Here is a 15,073-nt window from a genome sequence, read left to right as displayed (position 1 = left end):
GTGCAGGCGGTATGCTGGCAGGCGCATGACCGGGCCGGACGCACCAGACCAGAGCAGACTCATCGACGGAAAGTACCGCGTGCTGCGCGAACTTGCCCGGCAGGAGAACGTCACCATCAGCGAAGTGAGCGCCGCGGAGGGCGTCACCCGGCACGTCGCGTGGTTCGACGTGTCCACCCCCGCCGACCGGCAGGCCTTCCACGCCTACCGCACGGTCCTGCGCACCCTGGAACCCGCCGGCCTGACCGATGTGGTCGCCCGGCCGGGCGCCTTCTACGCCGTGTGGCAGCCGGTCACGGGCACCCCGCTGGACGACGTGCTGGCCCAGCCGGTCAAGAGCCAGGAGACGGTGGAGGCCGTGCAGGCCCTCGCCGCGCGCCTCGCCGCGCACGGGTACGCCCTGACCGACGCGGACATCGTCATGAACGGGCACGAACCGCAGATCGCCTACCTGCGGCCCGCCACCCGCACGCCTGAGGACATCGCCACCCTGAACGCCCCCGCGCTGGCCGCCCTGAGCGGCGGGCGGGTCAAGCGCCGCCGCGAGCCGGGCGCGTGGCTGACCTTCGTGCCCGGCCTGCTGTTCCTGGGGGGCGCCATCTACCTGGGCGGGCAGGCCGCGCAGATCTACCTCAACCCGCCCGTGCGGGAGGTCGCCGACGTGGCCGGGCAGGAAGCGCAGGACGCCGCCCGGAAGCTGACCGCGCAGGGCTTCCGCGTGCAGTACACCGAGGGGCAGTCGGGCGCCCGGGAGATCGGTCAGATCATCCGTCAGGAACCGCAGGCCGGCACGAACCTCCCGGTGGGCCGCCTGGTGACCCTCACCGTGAACAACCCCCCCAGCGTGGCCGTGCCGCGCGTGGAGGAGATGACCGTGGACCAGGTGAAGTCCTCCCTGAAAGACGGTGCGCTGGTGCTGGGCAAGGTCCTGACCGTGGACGGCACCCTGACGAACACCGCCAAGGGCCACGTGATCGCGCAGCTGCCGCAGCCCGGCAGCCAGACGCAGCCCGGGCAGCCCGTGCAGGTGCTGGTCAGCAGCGGCGTGCAGGGCAAGGAAACCTGGATTCCGGACCTGACCGGCATGACCTACGAGCAGGCCCGCGAGTACGCCCGCGCGGCCGGTCTGGTCGTGAACCGCGTGAAGGAGCAGCCCAGCGACGAGCCCGCCAACACCGTGCTGGAACAGGTTCCCGCCCCGTACGTGCGCGTGGAGGTGGGCAGCCCCGTGACCCTGACCGTGGCGACCGCCCGCTACGCGCCGCCCACGCAGTCGGCTGGGAACCTTCAGCTGCCGCCGCCGTACGTGCCGCCCGTCACCGCCGAACCGGAAGCGCCGGTCACGCCCGACCCCGTGCAGCCGCCGGAGGAGACCACCCCCGAACCGGCGCCCCCCGCCGCGACCGGCACGGTGACCTTCGACTACACCTTCCCCGCCGACCTGCCGGACGGGTCGTACAGCGTCGTCGTCCGCGACGACGACGGGCAGCGCGAGGTGATGGCCGCCATGGACGCCGGCACGCTGCGCGGCAACGTCGCCCGCACCGATCAGCCCATCCCGGTGAACGGCGAGGCGGTGTTCGTGATCCTGCGTGACGGTGGGGACTACGCCACCGTGACCCCCCTCACGCCCTGAGCCGATGATCTACCTCGATTACGCCGCGACGCACCCCATGACCCCCGAGGCGCAGGAGGCGTACCTGCGGGCTGCCGCCCTGCCCGGCAACCCCGCCAGCGTGCACGCTGCCGGGCAGGCCGCCCGCGAACTGCTGGAGGGGGGCCGCGCCCGGATCGCGGCCGTGCTGGGCGTGGACGCCCGGACCCTGACCCTGAACAGCGGCGGCACCGAGGGCGACAACCACGTCCTGTTCGGCGCCGCGCAGGCCTGGGAGGACGCGCACGGCCAGCCCGGGCACCTGATCACCACCCAGACCGAGCATTCCGCGGTGCTGGCCCCCGCCCGGGTGCTGGCCGCGCGCGGCTGGGCCGTCACGTTCCTCGCCCCGGACGCTCAGGGCCTCTACCACCCTGAGGGCCTGGAGGGTGCCCTGCGGGACGACACCGCGCTCGTGTCCATCCATCACGTGAACAACGAGATCGGCGCCGTGCAGGACACCCCTGGCCTGGCCGCCGTGGCCGCCGCGCGGGGCGTGCCGTACCACACGGACGCCGTGCAGGCCCCCGGCGTGCACGCGGTGCAGCCGGGCGCCTGGGGCGTCACGTACGCCACCTTCAGCGCGCACAAGTGGGGCGGGCCGCGGGGCGTGGGCGTCCTGTACGCCCGGCGCGGGCACGCCCTGCCGCCCGTCACGCACGGCGGCGGCCAGGAGAGCGGCCTGCGGCCCGGCACGCAGAACACCGCCGGCGCCTCCGCCGCGGGCGTGGCCCTGACTCGCGCCGAGGCTCGGCGCGAGGCCACCCACGCCCACCTGAGCGCCCTGAAAGCCCAGTTCCTGAACGACACCGCCGGGATCCCCGACCTCCGCGTGAACGGCCCGGCCGCCGGCAGCCCCAAGATCGTCAGCGTGACCCTGCCCGGCGCGGACGGCGAGGCGCTGCTGATGAACCTGGACATGCTGGGCGTGTGCGCCAGCCTGGGCAGCGCCTGCGCCGCCGGGACCATGCAGCCCAGCCACGTCCTGACCGCCCTGGGCCTCAGCGAGGCCGACGCCCGCAGCACCCTGCGCTTCAGCTTCGGGGCCGCCACCACCCTCGACGAGGTCAGCGCCGCGGCGGCCGCGCTGATGCAGGCCGCGCAGTGGAGCCGTCCCTGACGGCCCCGGGCCACCCAGGCGCGTGAAGGCCTGACAGAACAACTGGAGAATCGCGCTCACTTCCGCCCAACGGCGGGGCGTACACTGCGCTTCAACCCGGCAGGCCCGCGCGTCTGCCCCTGGAGGTAACGATCATGGGCAATCTCGGCCCCGGTGAAATTCTGGTCATCCTGCTCGTGGCACTCATCGTGTTCGGGCCCCGCAAACTCCCGGAACTCGGCAAGAGCCTCGGCGCGGGCCTGCGCGAATTCCGCCGCACCACCCAGGGCCTCAAGGACGAACTGGACGTCGGCCTGTCCTCCGCCCCGCCCGCCGCGCGGCCCGGCCCGGCCCCCGTGCAGACCATCCACGTGACCCCCGACCCCGCCAGCCTGGCGCCTACCGTCGCCCCGGACGTCACCCTGCAGGGCCCGGTGCCCGCCGCGGCCCTCACGCCCCCCGCCCGCCCGGCGCCGGCACCAGACGCCGAGGACACCCGGCAGGGCTGACCCGCCGCACCCGGAGAGCTGGGCCGCTCATTTCTGCGTGGGCGGCCCAGCTCGCGCCAGTACACTCCCGCCATGATTCCCCTCATTCCGGCCGGGAACGGCTGATGCTGGCCCGCGCCCGCAGCGTCGCCCTGATCGGCGTGGACGCCGTGCCCGTCGAGGTGGAGGTGGACGTCTCCCCGGGACTGCCGGCCTTCACGGTGGTGGGGTTGCCGGACCAGGCGGTCAGCGAGGCCCGCGAACGCGTCCGCGCCGCCATCCGCAACGCCGGCCTGCCCTTCCCGGCGGCGCGCATCACCGTGAACCTCGCCCCGGCCGACCTGCGCAAGGAAGGCCCGCTGTACGACCTGCCCATCGCCCTGGGCCTGCTGGCCGCCCAGGAGCTCCTGCCCCACGGCGCCCTGCACGGCACCGTAGCCGCCGGGGAACTCGCCCTGGACGGCAGCCTCCGTCCTATCACCGGGGCGGTGAACGTGGCCCTGCTGGCCGCCAGCCTGAAACTCCCCGCCCTGCTGCCCGCCGGGAACGCCCCCGAGGCGGCCCTCATTGACGGCGTGGCTGTGCACGGCGCCGCTTCCCTCGGGGAAGCGGTGGCGCACCTGACCGGGCAGCGCCCCCTGCCCCCCACCGACCCGCCCGACGCCAGCGCCGACCCGGACACCCTGCTCGACCTCGCGGACCTGAAAGGCCAGAGCGCCGCCCGCCGCGCCCTGGAGGTCGCGCTGGCCGGCGGGCACAACCTGCTCATGGTGGGCTCGCCCGGCAGCGGGAAGACCATGCTGGCCCGACGCGCCCCCGGCCTGCTGCCGCCCCTCACGCGCCCGGAGGCGCTGGAAGTCACCCGCATTCACTCCGCGGCCGGGCTCCTCACGGCCCGCGGCGGCCTGAACCTGCACCCGCCCTTCCGCGCGCCGCACCACACCGTGTCGGACGCCGGGCTGATCGGCGGGGGCGGCGTGCCCCGGCCCGGCGAGGTGTCCCTCGCGCACCGCGGCGTGCTGTTCATGGACGAGTTCCCGGAGTTCCACCGCAAGGCGCTGGAAACGCTGAGGCAACCCCTGGAGGACGGCGCCGTGACCATCAGCCGCGCCCGCGCGACCGTTCAGTACCCCGCGCGCTTCCAGCTGCTGGCCGCCATGAACCCCTGCCCATGCGGGCATCTGGGCGACCCGGAGAAGGCCTGCGCCTGCACGCCCGCCGAACGCACCCGGTACCTCGCGCGGCTCAGCGGGCCGCTGCTGGACCGCATCGACCTGGTGGTCAAGGTGCCGCGCCTGACGGTGGAGGAACTCACCCGCGCGCCGGAACCCGAACCCTCCGCGCCGGTCCGGGACCGGGTGGCGGCGGCGCGCACCCGCATGCTGGCCCGGCAGGGGCACCGCAACGCGGACCTGGCCGGGCAGACGCTGCGGCGTCACGCCGCGCTCACCCCGGGCGCGCAGGCCTTCGCGCAGGCGGCCGCGAAGCAGCTGGGCCTGACCGGGCGAGGCTTCGACCGGGTGCTGCGCGTGTCGCGCACGGTCGCTGACCTCGCCGGAAGCGACGACATCCGCGAACCGCACGTGGCCGAGGCCGTCACCTACCGGCCGCGCGACCTGGGCTGAACGGACGCAGGGGGAGGCGCTCACGGGCGGCTCCCCCTGCTGACTGGCCGGACTCAGCCTTTGATGACCTCGCCGTAGTTGTGCAGCAGGGCGTAGATGATCCAGCCGGTAGCGGCCACGTACAGCCAGACGGGCACTGTCCAGCGCACCCAGGCGCGGTGGCGGTTGAAGTGGGCGCGGGCGGCGGGCGCGTCGATGTTGCCGAGATTCCCGGCGGCTTTCAGGCCGTTGCGGGCGTGCCAGAGCGCCCCAAGGGCGAGGGGCAGGTTCGCGGCGGCGAGGATGACGTGGCTGATCAGCAGGGCGAAGTAGGCGGCGCGGTTGGGGCCGATGTACTTCTTCTCGTACCCCAGGCCCAGGCGGGTGAGGTACAGCACGAGGAACACGGTGGCGAGCGCACTGGCGAGGATCATGGCGCGCATGTGGGCCTCGCGGTTGCCGGTGCGGATGAAGTACACCCCGGCGAGCAGGGCGAGGCCGCTGAGGACGATCATGATGACCGACCATTGACTGATGGTTTCCGCCATAAGCACCGATTCTACGGACCCGGGGCCGGGGCAGGTGTCCGGGCGGTCAGGCGGGGGCGGGCAGGTCGCTCCACAGGGGGTGCAGCGCGGGTTCGTCCTCCTCGATCTGCGGGAAGCGGCCCACGGGGTCCAGGAAGAGGTTGTCGGTCAGGTCGTCGTTCACGGCGCTGACCTCGCCGGCCAGGACCGGTCCGTGCCCGGGCTGGGCGTAGAAGCGGTGCAGGGTGCCGGGGTGCAGGGTGATGCTCTCCCCAGGGTGGAGGTGCACGGCCTCGCCGGCGGGCACGGTGCGGGCGCGGCCGTCGGTGAGAACAGTCACGGGCGCGGTTCCGGCGGTGCCGGTGGCGGGGTCCAGTGTGGCGAGTTCCACGGTGAGGAGGCCGCCGCCGCGGTTGATGATGTCCTCGGTCTTGTGGCGGTGGGTGTGTAGCGGCGTGACCTGTCCCTCGCCGATCACGAGGAGCTTCTCGGCGTACGTCACCTCGCCGGGCGTGTGCAGCAGGCCGTTGCGGGTGCAGATGAGCAGCAGGCCGCGCCGCGCGAAGTCGCCGCTGCCGAAGTCCGTGACGTCCCAGCCCATCTGCCGCGCCCGGCAGTACGCGCTGACCTCGGGAGCGGCGGCCCAGTCGGCCGGGGTCCAGGTCACCCAGGGGGGCGGCTGGAAGCGGTGCTCGCGCAGCAGGGCCAGGGCGGCGCGCTGCGCGGCGTTGATCTCACTGCGCCGCATGGCGGGGCACTCCGGGGACCGGCCGGTTCAGGCTTCGGGGCATGCGCCATGCTACTCCTGCACCGGCGCCGTCCTGTGCGGCAGGGACAATCCTCTGCGTGGGGGGCGGGCTACAATGGCACGTTCCGCACGCCACCTCGGCCAGAGGACGTGCAGGGTGCAGGGCGCCCCCGTCCCGGACGGGCACGCGGGGGGCGCGAAGGACGGTGAATGAAGTGAGTGGAACGCTGCGGGTCGCGCAAGGCACCCGGTCTGAACCCCACCGGGCGGCAGGCGGGTGGCTGCTGCCGCTGGCCTGGTTCGCCCTGCTGTACAACGTGCTGGTCATCCTGTGGGGGGCGGTGGTGCGCATCACGGGTGCCGGCGCCGGCTGCGGGGACCACTGGCCGCTGTGTAACGGCGTGGTCGTGCCGCCCAGCCTGGCGGAGAAGACCCTGATCGAGTTCAGTCACCGCCTCACCAGCGGCGCGAGCGGCGTGGTCGCCATCGCGCTGTTCGCGGCGGCGTTCGCGGCCGTGGTGCGCCGCGCGCCGGCCACCGGCGCCCCGCAGGGCCGGGTGCGGTTGTGGTTCGGGCTGGGGCTGGCTGCGGCGGGCGTGCTGCTGGCCGGCGCGGCCCTGCAGTCGGGCGCGCTGGTGCTGCTGGGTGCCGGGCTGGGCCTGGGCTGCCTGGTGGGGTGGCTCTCGGCGCTGCTCGCCACCCGCGGCCTGACGTGGCGGGAGGCGTTCACGCGCTGGCCGGTGCTGCTGGGCGCAGCGCTGTCCTTCGCACTGATCCTGCTGGAGGGCGTGGTGGGCGGCATTCAGGTGCTGCTGGGCCTCACCGCCGACAGCACCGACCCCGCCCGGGGCTTCGTGCAGGGCATTCACCTCGCCAACACCTTCGCGCTGCTGGGCGCGCTGCTGCTGACCGTGCTGTGGGCGCGGGGCGAGCCGGCGCTGCGCCTGCGCGGGCAGGGGAGGGTGGGCGCCGTGATCGCCGGCGGCGTGGTGCTGATGCTGCTGCTGGGCATGGCGGGCGCCGTGACCGCGCTGGGCGACCTGCTGTTCGCACCGGCGGCCGGCACGCCGCTGGATACCGTGAAACGGGATTACGCCGCGACCGCGTCCCTGATCGAGAACCTGCGGGTGGTGCACCCGGTCCTGGCGATCCTGGGCAGCGCGTACCTGCTGTGGATGGCGCGGCTGCTCGCGCGGCTGCGGCCTTCCCCGGCCGTGACCCGCTGGGGCGCGGCGCTGGCCGGCGTGATCGGCGTGCAGGTCCTGGTGGGCTTCGTGAACGTGGCCCTGAAGGCGCCGGGCTGGATGCAGCTCGTGCACCTGCTGTTGGCATGCATCATGTGGCTCGTGACCCTGATGCTCGCCTACCGCGCCCTCACCCTGGTCCGGGCGGACGCTCCCGCCGCCCGGGGGAGCGCGTGACCGCCGTGACCGACCTGAACAGCGCCCCCGACATGCCAGACACTGTTCCCACTGCCGCCGTGGGCCGCGCCACCTGGCGGGACTACCTGGCTCTGACCAAGCCGAAGGTGATCAGCCTGCTGCTGTGGACGACCATCACGGCCATGTTCATGGCGGCGCGCGGCTGGCCGGGCCTGTGGCTGCTGGTCGTGGTCAGCGTGGCCGGATACATGTCGGCCGGCTCGGCAGGCGTGTTCAACATGATCATTGACCGGGACATCGACCTGAAGATGGCCCGCACCGCCAAGCGTCCCACCAGCAGCGGCCTGATCAGCACCCGCAACGCGGCGATCTTCGGCGCGGCGCTGCAGATCCTCTCCTTCGTGATGCTGTGGGTGTGGGGCTCGCCGCTGGCGGCCCTGATGAGCCTGGCGGGCTTTGTCACCTACGTGGTCGTGTACACCCGCTGGCTCAAGCGCAACACCTGGCACAACATCGTGCTGGGCGGCGCGGCCGGGTGCTTCCCGCCGCTGGTGGGCTGGGCGGCCGTGACCGGAGACCTGAACCTGTTCGCGTGGTTCCTGTTCGCGATCATCTTCTTCTGGACGCCGGTGCACTTCTGGGCGCTGGCCCTGATGATCAAGGACGAGTACCGCGAGGTCGGGATTCCCATGCTGCCGGTCGTGCACGGCGACAAGCTCACGGTCGCGCAGATCGGCCTGTACGCCATCTACACGGTGGTGCTGTCGGTGATGCCGGTGTTCTTCCGGGAGGTGGGCGCGATCTACTTCGTGTCTGCCCTGGCCCTGGGCACCTGGCTGATGGTGCTGTCCTGGCGGCTGTACCTGCACGTCATGGAGGGCAACAAGGTCGAGCGGCGCATCGCCGTGCCGCTGTACCTGTACTCCATGCTGTACCTGGCGCTGCTGTTCGTGATGGCGGCCGTGGACCGCGTGGTCTTCCACCACTGGCTGTAACCCGCGCCCTACCCTGACCGCCCCGGCCCCGCGGCCGGGGTGAGTGCTACGGGCCGTGCGGGGGTGGCCGGGGCGTATGTCGGTAGACAGGACACTTGCCCGTGGCGCAATGTGATCTTATGGGCGTCATGCCTGACCGTTCGGTAGCCCCGGCGGAGGGGGCGACCCGGTGCCCAGCGCACTTTCCTGCCCAGGCGGGAAGGCGCTCTGGCCCGCGTTCGCCTGTCTGCCAGTACACTGAGCCGAAGTCAGCCCGGCATGAAGCCTGCATACCGGCCCGCACAGAGAGAAAAGGAGTGATGTTGAACACCATTCAAGACCGCCAGTCCAGGACGCGCCGGCCCTCCAGGGCCGTGCGGACGACCGGCTCGCTGGTTGCCGCGCTGGGGCTCGCCGCCCTGCTGTCCGGCTGCCAGCGATCCGACCAGACCCTGTTCCTCGGTGACATGGCCTCCGGCTACAACCGCGAGATCTTCTTCATGAGCCTGTGGGCCATCGCGCTGTCGGTGATCATCTTCGTCGGCGTGTCGGCCGCGCTGTTCTACACGGTGCAGAAGTTCCGCGAGGACAAGAACCCCAACGCCCCCCAGCAGTTCCACGGCAACAACCGCCTGGAAACCCTGCTGGTTGCCGTGCCCGTGGTCATCGTGATCCTGCTCAGCGTGCTCACGGTGCGCAGCATGGCCCGCCTGAACCCCGTGCCGGCCGGCACGCCCAAGATCGACATCCTGGGCAAGCAGTTCTGGTGGAACTTCGCCTACCCCGCCACCACCGCCGACGCCGGCGGCGTGGTCACTAACGGCAACGAGATGGTCATGCCCGCCGGGCGCCTCGTGACCCTGAACGTCACCAGCGGCGACGTCGTGCACGGCTTCTGGGCCCCCAACATCGGCGGGCAGCGCGCCGCGATTCCCAGCGTGGTCCGCACCTGGAACGTGGACACCGACCGCCCCGGCGTGTACCAGGGCAACTGCTCGCAGCTGTGCGGCGCCTCGCACGCCAACATGCGCTACAAGGTCATCGCCCTGTCCCAGGAACGCTACGACGCCTTCCTGGCCGCCGCGAAGGCCTACCGCGCCCCCGCCCCCGACGCCGGCAGCGCCGAGGAACGCGGGTACAACCTGTTCGTGAACGGCAAGCCTGAGACGGGCGCGCTGGCCTGCGCCGCCTGCCACCGCGTGCAGGGCACCCCCGCCGCCGGCGCCGCCGGCCCGGACCTGAGCTTCTTCGGCACCCGCCGCACCCTGGGCGCCGGCATGTGGGAGGGCGACAAGGCCCGCGACATGCTCGAACCCTGGATCAAGAACAGCCCCGAAGTGAAACCCGGCAGCCTCATGCCCACGTACGACGGCAGCGAGTACACGGTCTCGGGCAAGAAGCAGAAGGGCGGCGTGCTCACCGACGACGAGATCGGGGACATCGCCGCGTACCTGCGCAGCCTGCGCCTGCCCGACGACGCTGACTACTGGCGTGACACCCCGGTCATCAAGAACATCTCCGCCCCAGGAGGCCAGCAGTGACCGTTCACGCCCCTGAGCACATCCAGACCCGCACGGAGCGGCCCAGCGTCTGGGAGGTCGTCAAGGATTTCATGATGACCACCGACCACAAGAAGATCGGGCTGCTGTACCTGATCGTCTCCATCGCCTCGCTCGGCATCGGCGGCATCCTCGCGGTCCTGATCCGCCTGCAGCTGGCCCTCCCGGACCAGACGCTCCTGGTCGGCAACACCTACAACCAGGTGCTGACCATGCACGCCGCCGTGATGCTGTTCTTCTTCCTGATTCCCATGGGCCTGTTCGGGTTCGGGAACTACTTCCTGCCGCTGCAGCTCGGCGTGCGCGACGTGGCCCTGCCGCGCGTGAACACCTTCGCGGTGTGGAGCTTCATCGCCAGCCTGATCCTGGTCCTCACGGGCCTGTTTAACGGCGGCGCGCCCGGCGTGGGCTGGACCTTCTATTACCCGCTCAGCGTGGACGGCAACCAGACCGGTGTGAGCGTGTTCATGGTCGCCATCATCCTGAACGGCATCGGGTCGCTGCTCGGCAGCGCCAACTTCGCCGCCACGATCATCAACATGCGCGCCCCCGGCATGAGCCTGTGGCAGATGCCGATCTTCGTGTGGAGCATCTTCGCCACCAGCATCCTGCAGCTGATCAGCCTCTCCGGCCTGACCGCCGCGGCGCTCGTCACCTTCCTGGAAATCAAGCTGGGCCTGAGCATGTTCAACCCCGGGATCGGCGGCGTGCCGGTCCTGATGCAGCAGTTCTTCTGGTTCTACTCCCACCCGGCCGTGTACGTGATGCTGCTGCCGTACCTCGGCATCGGCGCCGAGATCGCCAGCACCATGGCCCGCAAGCCGCTGTTCGGTTACCGCGTGATGGTGTACTCGCTGCTGGGCATCGTGCTCGTCTCCCTGATCGTGTGGGTGCACCACATGTTCGCCGTGGGCCTCCCCGAGATCTGGCAGATCGCCTTCAGCGTCGCCACCCTGATCGTGGCCGTGCCGACCGGCGTGAAGATCTTCAACCTGATCGGCACGCTGTGGGGCGGCCGCATCCTGATGCGCACCCCCACCTACTGGCTGATCGGCTTCATCTTCAACTTCCTGATCGGCGGCATCACCGGCGTGAGCCTGGGCATGATTCCCTTCGACTACCAGGTCACGATGTCCTACTACATCGTCGCGCACTTCCACAACGTGATGATGTTCGGCACCGCCTTCCTCGCCATGGGCGGCGTGTACTACTGGTGGCCCAAGATGACCGGCCGCTTCCTGGACGAGAAGCTTGGCATGTGGCACTTCTGGACCTTCATGATCGGCAGCTGGATGACCTTCCTGCCGCAGTACATCCTGGGTCTGCTCGGCATGCCCCGGCGCTACTACACCTACCCCAGCGGCAACTGGGCCTGGACGGAACTGAACTTCGTGTCCACCATCGGCGCGCTCATCCTGCTGGTCGGCGGCGTGATCTTCGTGTGGAACATCTTCCAGAGCCTCGCGCGGCCCATCACCGCCGGCGCCAACCCCTGGGGCGGCTTCACCCTGGAATGGACGGCCGCCAGCCCGCCCGCCGCGTACAACTTCGCGCATGACTTCCCCACCACCTTCCCCACCGAACGCCCCCTGTACGACTGGGAGAAGAACGGCGACACCCTCAAGCCCGTCGCGCCGGAAAGCATTCACCTGCCGCAGGACAGCTGGGGCCCCTTCATCACCGCGTTCAGCCTGCTGCTGATGGGCTACGGCCTGAGCTTTGGCTGGTTCACCAACTACACGCCCGCCGGCGGCCTGCAGCCCTTCTTCGACGCGGCGCCCAGCCACGTGCTCGCCAGCGTGATCCTGTACCTGAGCTTCCCGCTGTTCCTGTACGGGCTGTTCAAGTGGGCCGGCACCCGCGAGTACGCGGTGCCCACCGAGCACCACCACCTCACCAAGTACGACAACGGCTTTATGGGCATGGCCTGGTTCATCATCAGCGAAGTCACGCTGTTCGGCGTGCTGATCGCCGGGTACGTGTACCTGCGCGTCACCGGCCTGGCCGAACCGCCCGCGCTGCGCCCCGCCTTCTGGCTGGCGATGCTGAACACCGTGATCCTGGTCAGCAGCTCCTTCGTGGTGCACAAGGCCGAGCACGACCTGCACCACGGCAAACCCCGCTGGGGGACCCTGGGCCTGTTCTTCACCCTGATCCTGGGCGCGCTGTTCATGATCTTCCAGGTGTACGAGTTCAGCCTCTTCGGCTTCGAGAGCGACTGGAAGCAGAACCTCTGGCAATCCTGCTTCTTCATCATCGTCGGCCTGCACGGCCTGCACATCATCATCGGTGGCCTGGGCGTGGCCCTGCCGTACTACCAGGCCCTGACGGGCAAGATGGACGCCCACAACCACGGCAGCATCGTGCCCGCCAGCCTGTACTGGCACCTGGTGGACGTGGTCTGGCTGCTGATCGTCGCGATCTTCTACATCTGGTAGCCCCGACCCCTCGCTCCCTGCGCCCCCCTCCGCCCGGAGGGGGGTTTCGCTATTCCTGGCGGGCGCGGCGGGACACGCGGCCTCCCACCCCCCGCGCTACCCTGCGCGGATGAAGTGGATCACGGGTGTCCTCCTGGCCGTCGCGGCCCTCCTGGCCGGCCTGCTGCTGTTCCGGACCTCAGCTCCGGCCGAGCTGGGCGGCGAGGCGCTGGACGACCCCAAGGTGCTGCCCGCCCTGAAGCTCGTGGACGACCGCGGCGAGCCCACCACCCTGCCCAGCGCCGACGGCCGGGTGCGGCTGGTGTTCTACGGATTCGTGCGCTGCCCCGACGTGTGCCCCGCCACCCTGACCAGCCTGAAGACCACCTACGCCGACCTGCCCGACGACCTGAAACGCCGGGTGTGGGTGCAGTTCATCACCGTGGACCCCGAGTACGACCGCCCGAACGTGGTCCGCGCCTACCTGGACCGCTTCGACCCGGCGTTCACCGGCCTGACCGGTGACCCGGAGACGATCGACGAGGCCGCCCGGCAGATGTTCGTGGGGAACGTGAAGCCCCAGGCGGCCCCGGCCACCGACCATGGCGCCCACGCCGCCCCTCCTTCCGGGGAGACGACCGCGGACGCTGAAGCCCCGGCGGAGGGCGCGGCGCAGGTCGCCTCCCGCCTGCACGGCGACCAGGTGAGCATCCTGGACGGTCAGGGCCGCTTCGTGCGGGTGTACGGCAACACCGCCGTCATCGACGGCACCCTGCAGCGGGACATGCCGCAGCTCGTCCGCCAGTACGCGAACTGACCGGGCGGGCGCCTCAGGCGCCCAGGTCCGCCAGCCACGCCTCGGCCGCCTCGGCGCTGCGCAGGTCCGCCCCCCGGTCCGGCGGGAACCACGCCAGCAGGGCTGCGGCGCCCTCCTGCAGCGCCCCGAAGATCACCTTGTGGTCCCCGTCCGCCAGCCACAGCAGGCCGCTGACGGGGGCCTCCACCCGGTCGCCCACGGCGCGCGGCGCGCCCAGCCACACGGCGTCCACCTCGGCGCCGTCGGCGGGGTTCAGGGTGCCGGGCAGGCAGCCGTAGTTCACCGGGGCGGGCAGGGGTTCCACGCGGTACGGCACCACGCGGCCGTCCTGCCAGATGAAGCGTTCGCGCTGCCCGGCCGTCCACTCGACCACGCCCGTCCGGGGGCGCATCAGGGCGCCACCTCGTACAGTTCCACCTGCCGCAGCACCACCCCGCCGAAGGACAGCACGGCCCGGTAGGCCGCCTTTGCCGGCGCGGCCAGCGTGAATGTGGCTGCCGGCTGCGCCGCGTCCAGGAACAGGCTGTCCTGCCCGATCTCCTGCGCCCCCGCGTACCAGCGCACCCCCAGGTAACCCGGCTCGAACGTGCCGGATACCTTGGCCTTCAGCGTCAGGGTCTCGCCGTCCCGGGTCAGTGTCACGTCCGTCAGGCGGACCGGCAGCTTCGTCTCCTGCACCGGCGGGATCAGCGGCACGAAGTTGTACCGGCAGGCGGTCAGCGGCAGGCACAGGGCCGCGCCCAGCAGCAGGGGCAGCCGGCGCGGCAGGGCAGCACGGAACGTCATGGTGCGCTGATCCTACCCGACCCCGGCATGAGATCGCCCGGACGCAGAGCCGGCGCTCAGCGCAGGCGGTTCGCCTCGATGAACGCCAGCACCTCCGCCCGCGTGCCCCCCAGGAAGACCAGCGGCCGCGCGAACGCCCCCATGATCGTCACGTGGTCCAGCCGCGGCAGCACCACCCGCCGTACCGGCACCCCGGCCCGCTTCAGGGCCGCTTCCATGTTCACGGCGTTCTGCGGGTACACCACCCGGTCGTTCTCCGCGACCAGGAGCAGGTGCGGCGGCGCGTCCGTGCGCACGTGCCGGTCCGGCATCACGTCGTCCGGCAGGCTGCCTTCCGGGAAGGCCCGCGCGCTCGGGAAGTCGCGGTAGTCGTAGCTGTACGGCCCGGCCACGCCGATCACGCCGCGCACCGAAGAGACGGGCACCCCGACCTCCGCGAGCCAGCGCTCGTTCACCACGGCCTCCACCGCGTTGAAGCCCCCGGCGGAGTGCCCCATCACGAACAGGTTCCGGCCGCTGCCGCCCACCCGGCCTGCCTGCTCGTGCAGGTACTTCAGGGCCAGTGCGGCGTCCTGCACGTACAGCGGGTAGCGGAACTGCGGAGCCAGGCGGTAGTTCATCACGGCCGTGACGTACCCGGCCCGGGCCAGGGACTCCGCCACCCAGGGGTACTGGTTCTTGTCGCCGCCCTCCCACGACCCGCCGTGAATGAACAGGACCGTCGGGGCGTCCTTCACGCCGGCCGGGGCGTACAGGTCCAGCTTCTGCCGCTCCAGGGGGCCGTAGGCGATGTCCCGCTCCACCGTGATGCCGTTCAGGGGCACCACGCGGTTCAGGGTTTCCACCGGCGAGCAGGCGGCCAGCCCCCCCGCCAGCGCCAGCAGGCCCACGCTCAGCAGGGCGACCCGGCCCCGGGTGCGGGAAGGCGAGAGGGAGGAAGCGGAGCGGACGGTCCGGGCAGCGGGCATTCCGGCACGCTAATGGGCGCCGGCCGTGCCCAGTGCGGCCGGGCGCACAC

Annotated in this window: 14 protein-coding genes; 9 read left to right on the top strand and 5 right to left on the bottom strand. The window is 71.4% G+C overall.

Annotated features, from left to right (window positions below; translation table 11 throughout):
* Nucleotides 1-25 precede the first annotated feature (25 nt).
* From DFI_RS09580 to DFI_RS09565, 4 genes are all read left to right on the top strand, one after another.
* Nucleotides 26-1,636, top strand: coding sequence for a PASTA domain-containing protein (locus tag DFI_RS09580; protein ID WP_027462946.1), 1,611 nt, complete (start codon nt 26-28; stop codon nt 1,634-1,636).
* 4 nt (nt 1,637-1,640) lie between these two features.
* Nucleotides 1,641-2,774 (top strand): cysteine desulfurase family protein, encoded by a 1,134-nt coding sequence (locus DFI_RS09575; RefSeq protein ID WP_027462945.1) that lies wholly within the window; start codon nt 1,641-1,643, stop codon nt 2,772-2,774.
* A 134-nt stretch (nt 2,775-2,908) separates the two neighbouring features.
* Complete coding sequence (locus tag DFI_RS09570) at nt 2,909-3,262, top strand: Sec-independent protein translocase subunit TatA/TatB (protein WP_027462944.1); 354 nt, start codon at nt 2,909-2,911, stop codon at nt 3,260-3,262.
* Nucleotides 3,263-3,366: 104 nt separating this feature from the next.
* Nucleotides 3,367-4,866, top strand: a complete 1,500-nt coding sequence (locus DFI_RS09565; RefSeq protein WP_027462943.1) for a YifB family Mg chelatase-like AAA ATPase — start codon at nt 3,367-3,369, stop codon at nt 4,864-4,866.
* Nucleotides 4,867-4,919: 53 nt separating this feature from the next.
* On the opposite strand, the gene DFI_RS09560 is transcribed toward DFI_RS09565, so the two are convergent.
* Both DFI_RS09560 and DFI_RS09555 read right to left on the bottom strand, forming a co-directional pair.
* Nucleotides 4,920-5,393 (bottom strand): DUF420 domain-containing protein, encoded by a 474-nt coding sequence (locus DFI_RS09560; protein WP_027462942.1) that lies wholly within the window; start codon nt 5,391-5,393, stop codon nt 4,920-4,922.
* A 46-nt stretch (nt 5,394-5,439) separates the two neighbouring features.
* Nucleotides 5,440-6,120, bottom strand: coding sequence for a D-lyxose/D-mannose family sugar isomerase (locus tag DFI_RS09555; RefSeq protein ID WP_027462941.1), 681 nt, complete (start codon nt 6,118-6,120; stop codon nt 5,440-5,442).
* Between the two features lie 215 nt (nt 6,121-6,335).
* Here DFI_RS09555 and DFI_RS09550 point away from each other — a divergent pair, with 215 nt between their 5' ends.
* From DFI_RS09550 to DFI_RS09530, 5 genes are all read left to right on the top strand, one after another.
* Entirely contained in the window at nt 6,336-7,541 is a 1,206-nt protein-coding gene (locus DFI_RS09550) for a COX15/CtaA family protein (protein ID WP_420810869.1), read from the top strand.
* A 32-nt stretch (nt 7,542-7,573) separates the two neighbouring features.
* The gene (locus DFI_RS09545) at nt 7,574-8,497 is read left to right on the top strand and encodes a heme o synthase (RefSeq protein WP_027462940.1); all 924 of its coding nucleotides are present in this window, start codon (nt 7,574-7,576) and stop codon (nt 8,495-8,497) included.
* A gap of 299 nt (nt 8,498-8,796) precedes the next feature.
* A complete protein-coding gene (gene coxB / locus DFI_RS09540; RefSeq protein WP_027462939.1) occupies nt 8,797-10,017 on the top strand; it encodes a cytochrome c oxidase subunit II in 1,221 nt (406 codons plus the stop codon).
* The gene (locus DFI_RS09535) at nt 10,014-12,473 is read left to right on the top strand and encodes a cbb3-type cytochrome c oxidase subunit I (RefSeq protein WP_022801526.1); all 2,460 of its coding nucleotides are present in this window, start codon (nt 10,014-10,016) and stop codon (nt 12,471-12,473) included. Before coxB ends, DFI_RS09535 begins: the two co-directional genes overlap by 4 nt.
* A 109-nt stretch (nt 12,474-12,582) precedes the next feature.
* Entirely contained in the window at nt 12,583-13,269 is a 687-nt protein-coding gene (locus DFI_RS09530; RefSeq protein WP_027462938.1) for an SCO family protein, read from the top strand.
* Between the two features lie 13 nt (nt 13,270-13,282).
* Here the strand turns inward: DFI_RS09530 and DFI_RS09525 are convergent, their stop codons facing one another.
* The 3 genes from DFI_RS09525 to DFI_RS09515 are packed head-to-tail and all read right to left on the bottom strand — an operon-like array spanning nt 13,283 to nt 15,023.
* The gene (locus DFI_RS09525) at nt 13,283-13,660 is read right to left on the bottom strand and encodes an inorganic diphosphatase (RefSeq protein ID WP_027462937.1); all 378 of its coding nucleotides are present in this window, start codon (nt 13,658-13,660) and stop codon (nt 13,283-13,285) included.
* Nucleotides 13,660-14,055 (bottom strand): hypothetical protein, encoded by a 396-nt coding sequence (locus DFI_RS09520; RefSeq protein WP_027462936.1) that lies wholly within the window; start codon nt 14,053-14,055, stop codon nt 13,660-13,662. Before DFI_RS09520 ends, DFI_RS09525 begins: the two co-directional genes overlap by 1 nt.
* Before the next feature lie 56 nt (nt 14,056-14,111).
* Nucleotides 14,112-15,023: an alpha/beta hydrolase gene (locus tag DFI_RS09515; protein WP_027462935.1), complete on the bottom strand. Its 912-nt coding sequence runs from the start codon at nt 15,021-15,023 to the stop codon at nt 14,112-14,114.
* Nucleotides 15,024-15,073: the final 50 nt, after the last annotated feature.

It is taken from the genome of Deinococcus ficus, assembly GCF_003444775.1.
Taxonomy (GTDB): Bacteria; Deinococcota; Deinococci; order Deinococcales; family Deinococcaceae; genus Deinococcus; species Deinococcus ficus.
The sequence above is the reverse complement of the archived record's forward strand: the minus strand, read 5'-3'. Positions and strand labels throughout refer to the sequence as shown.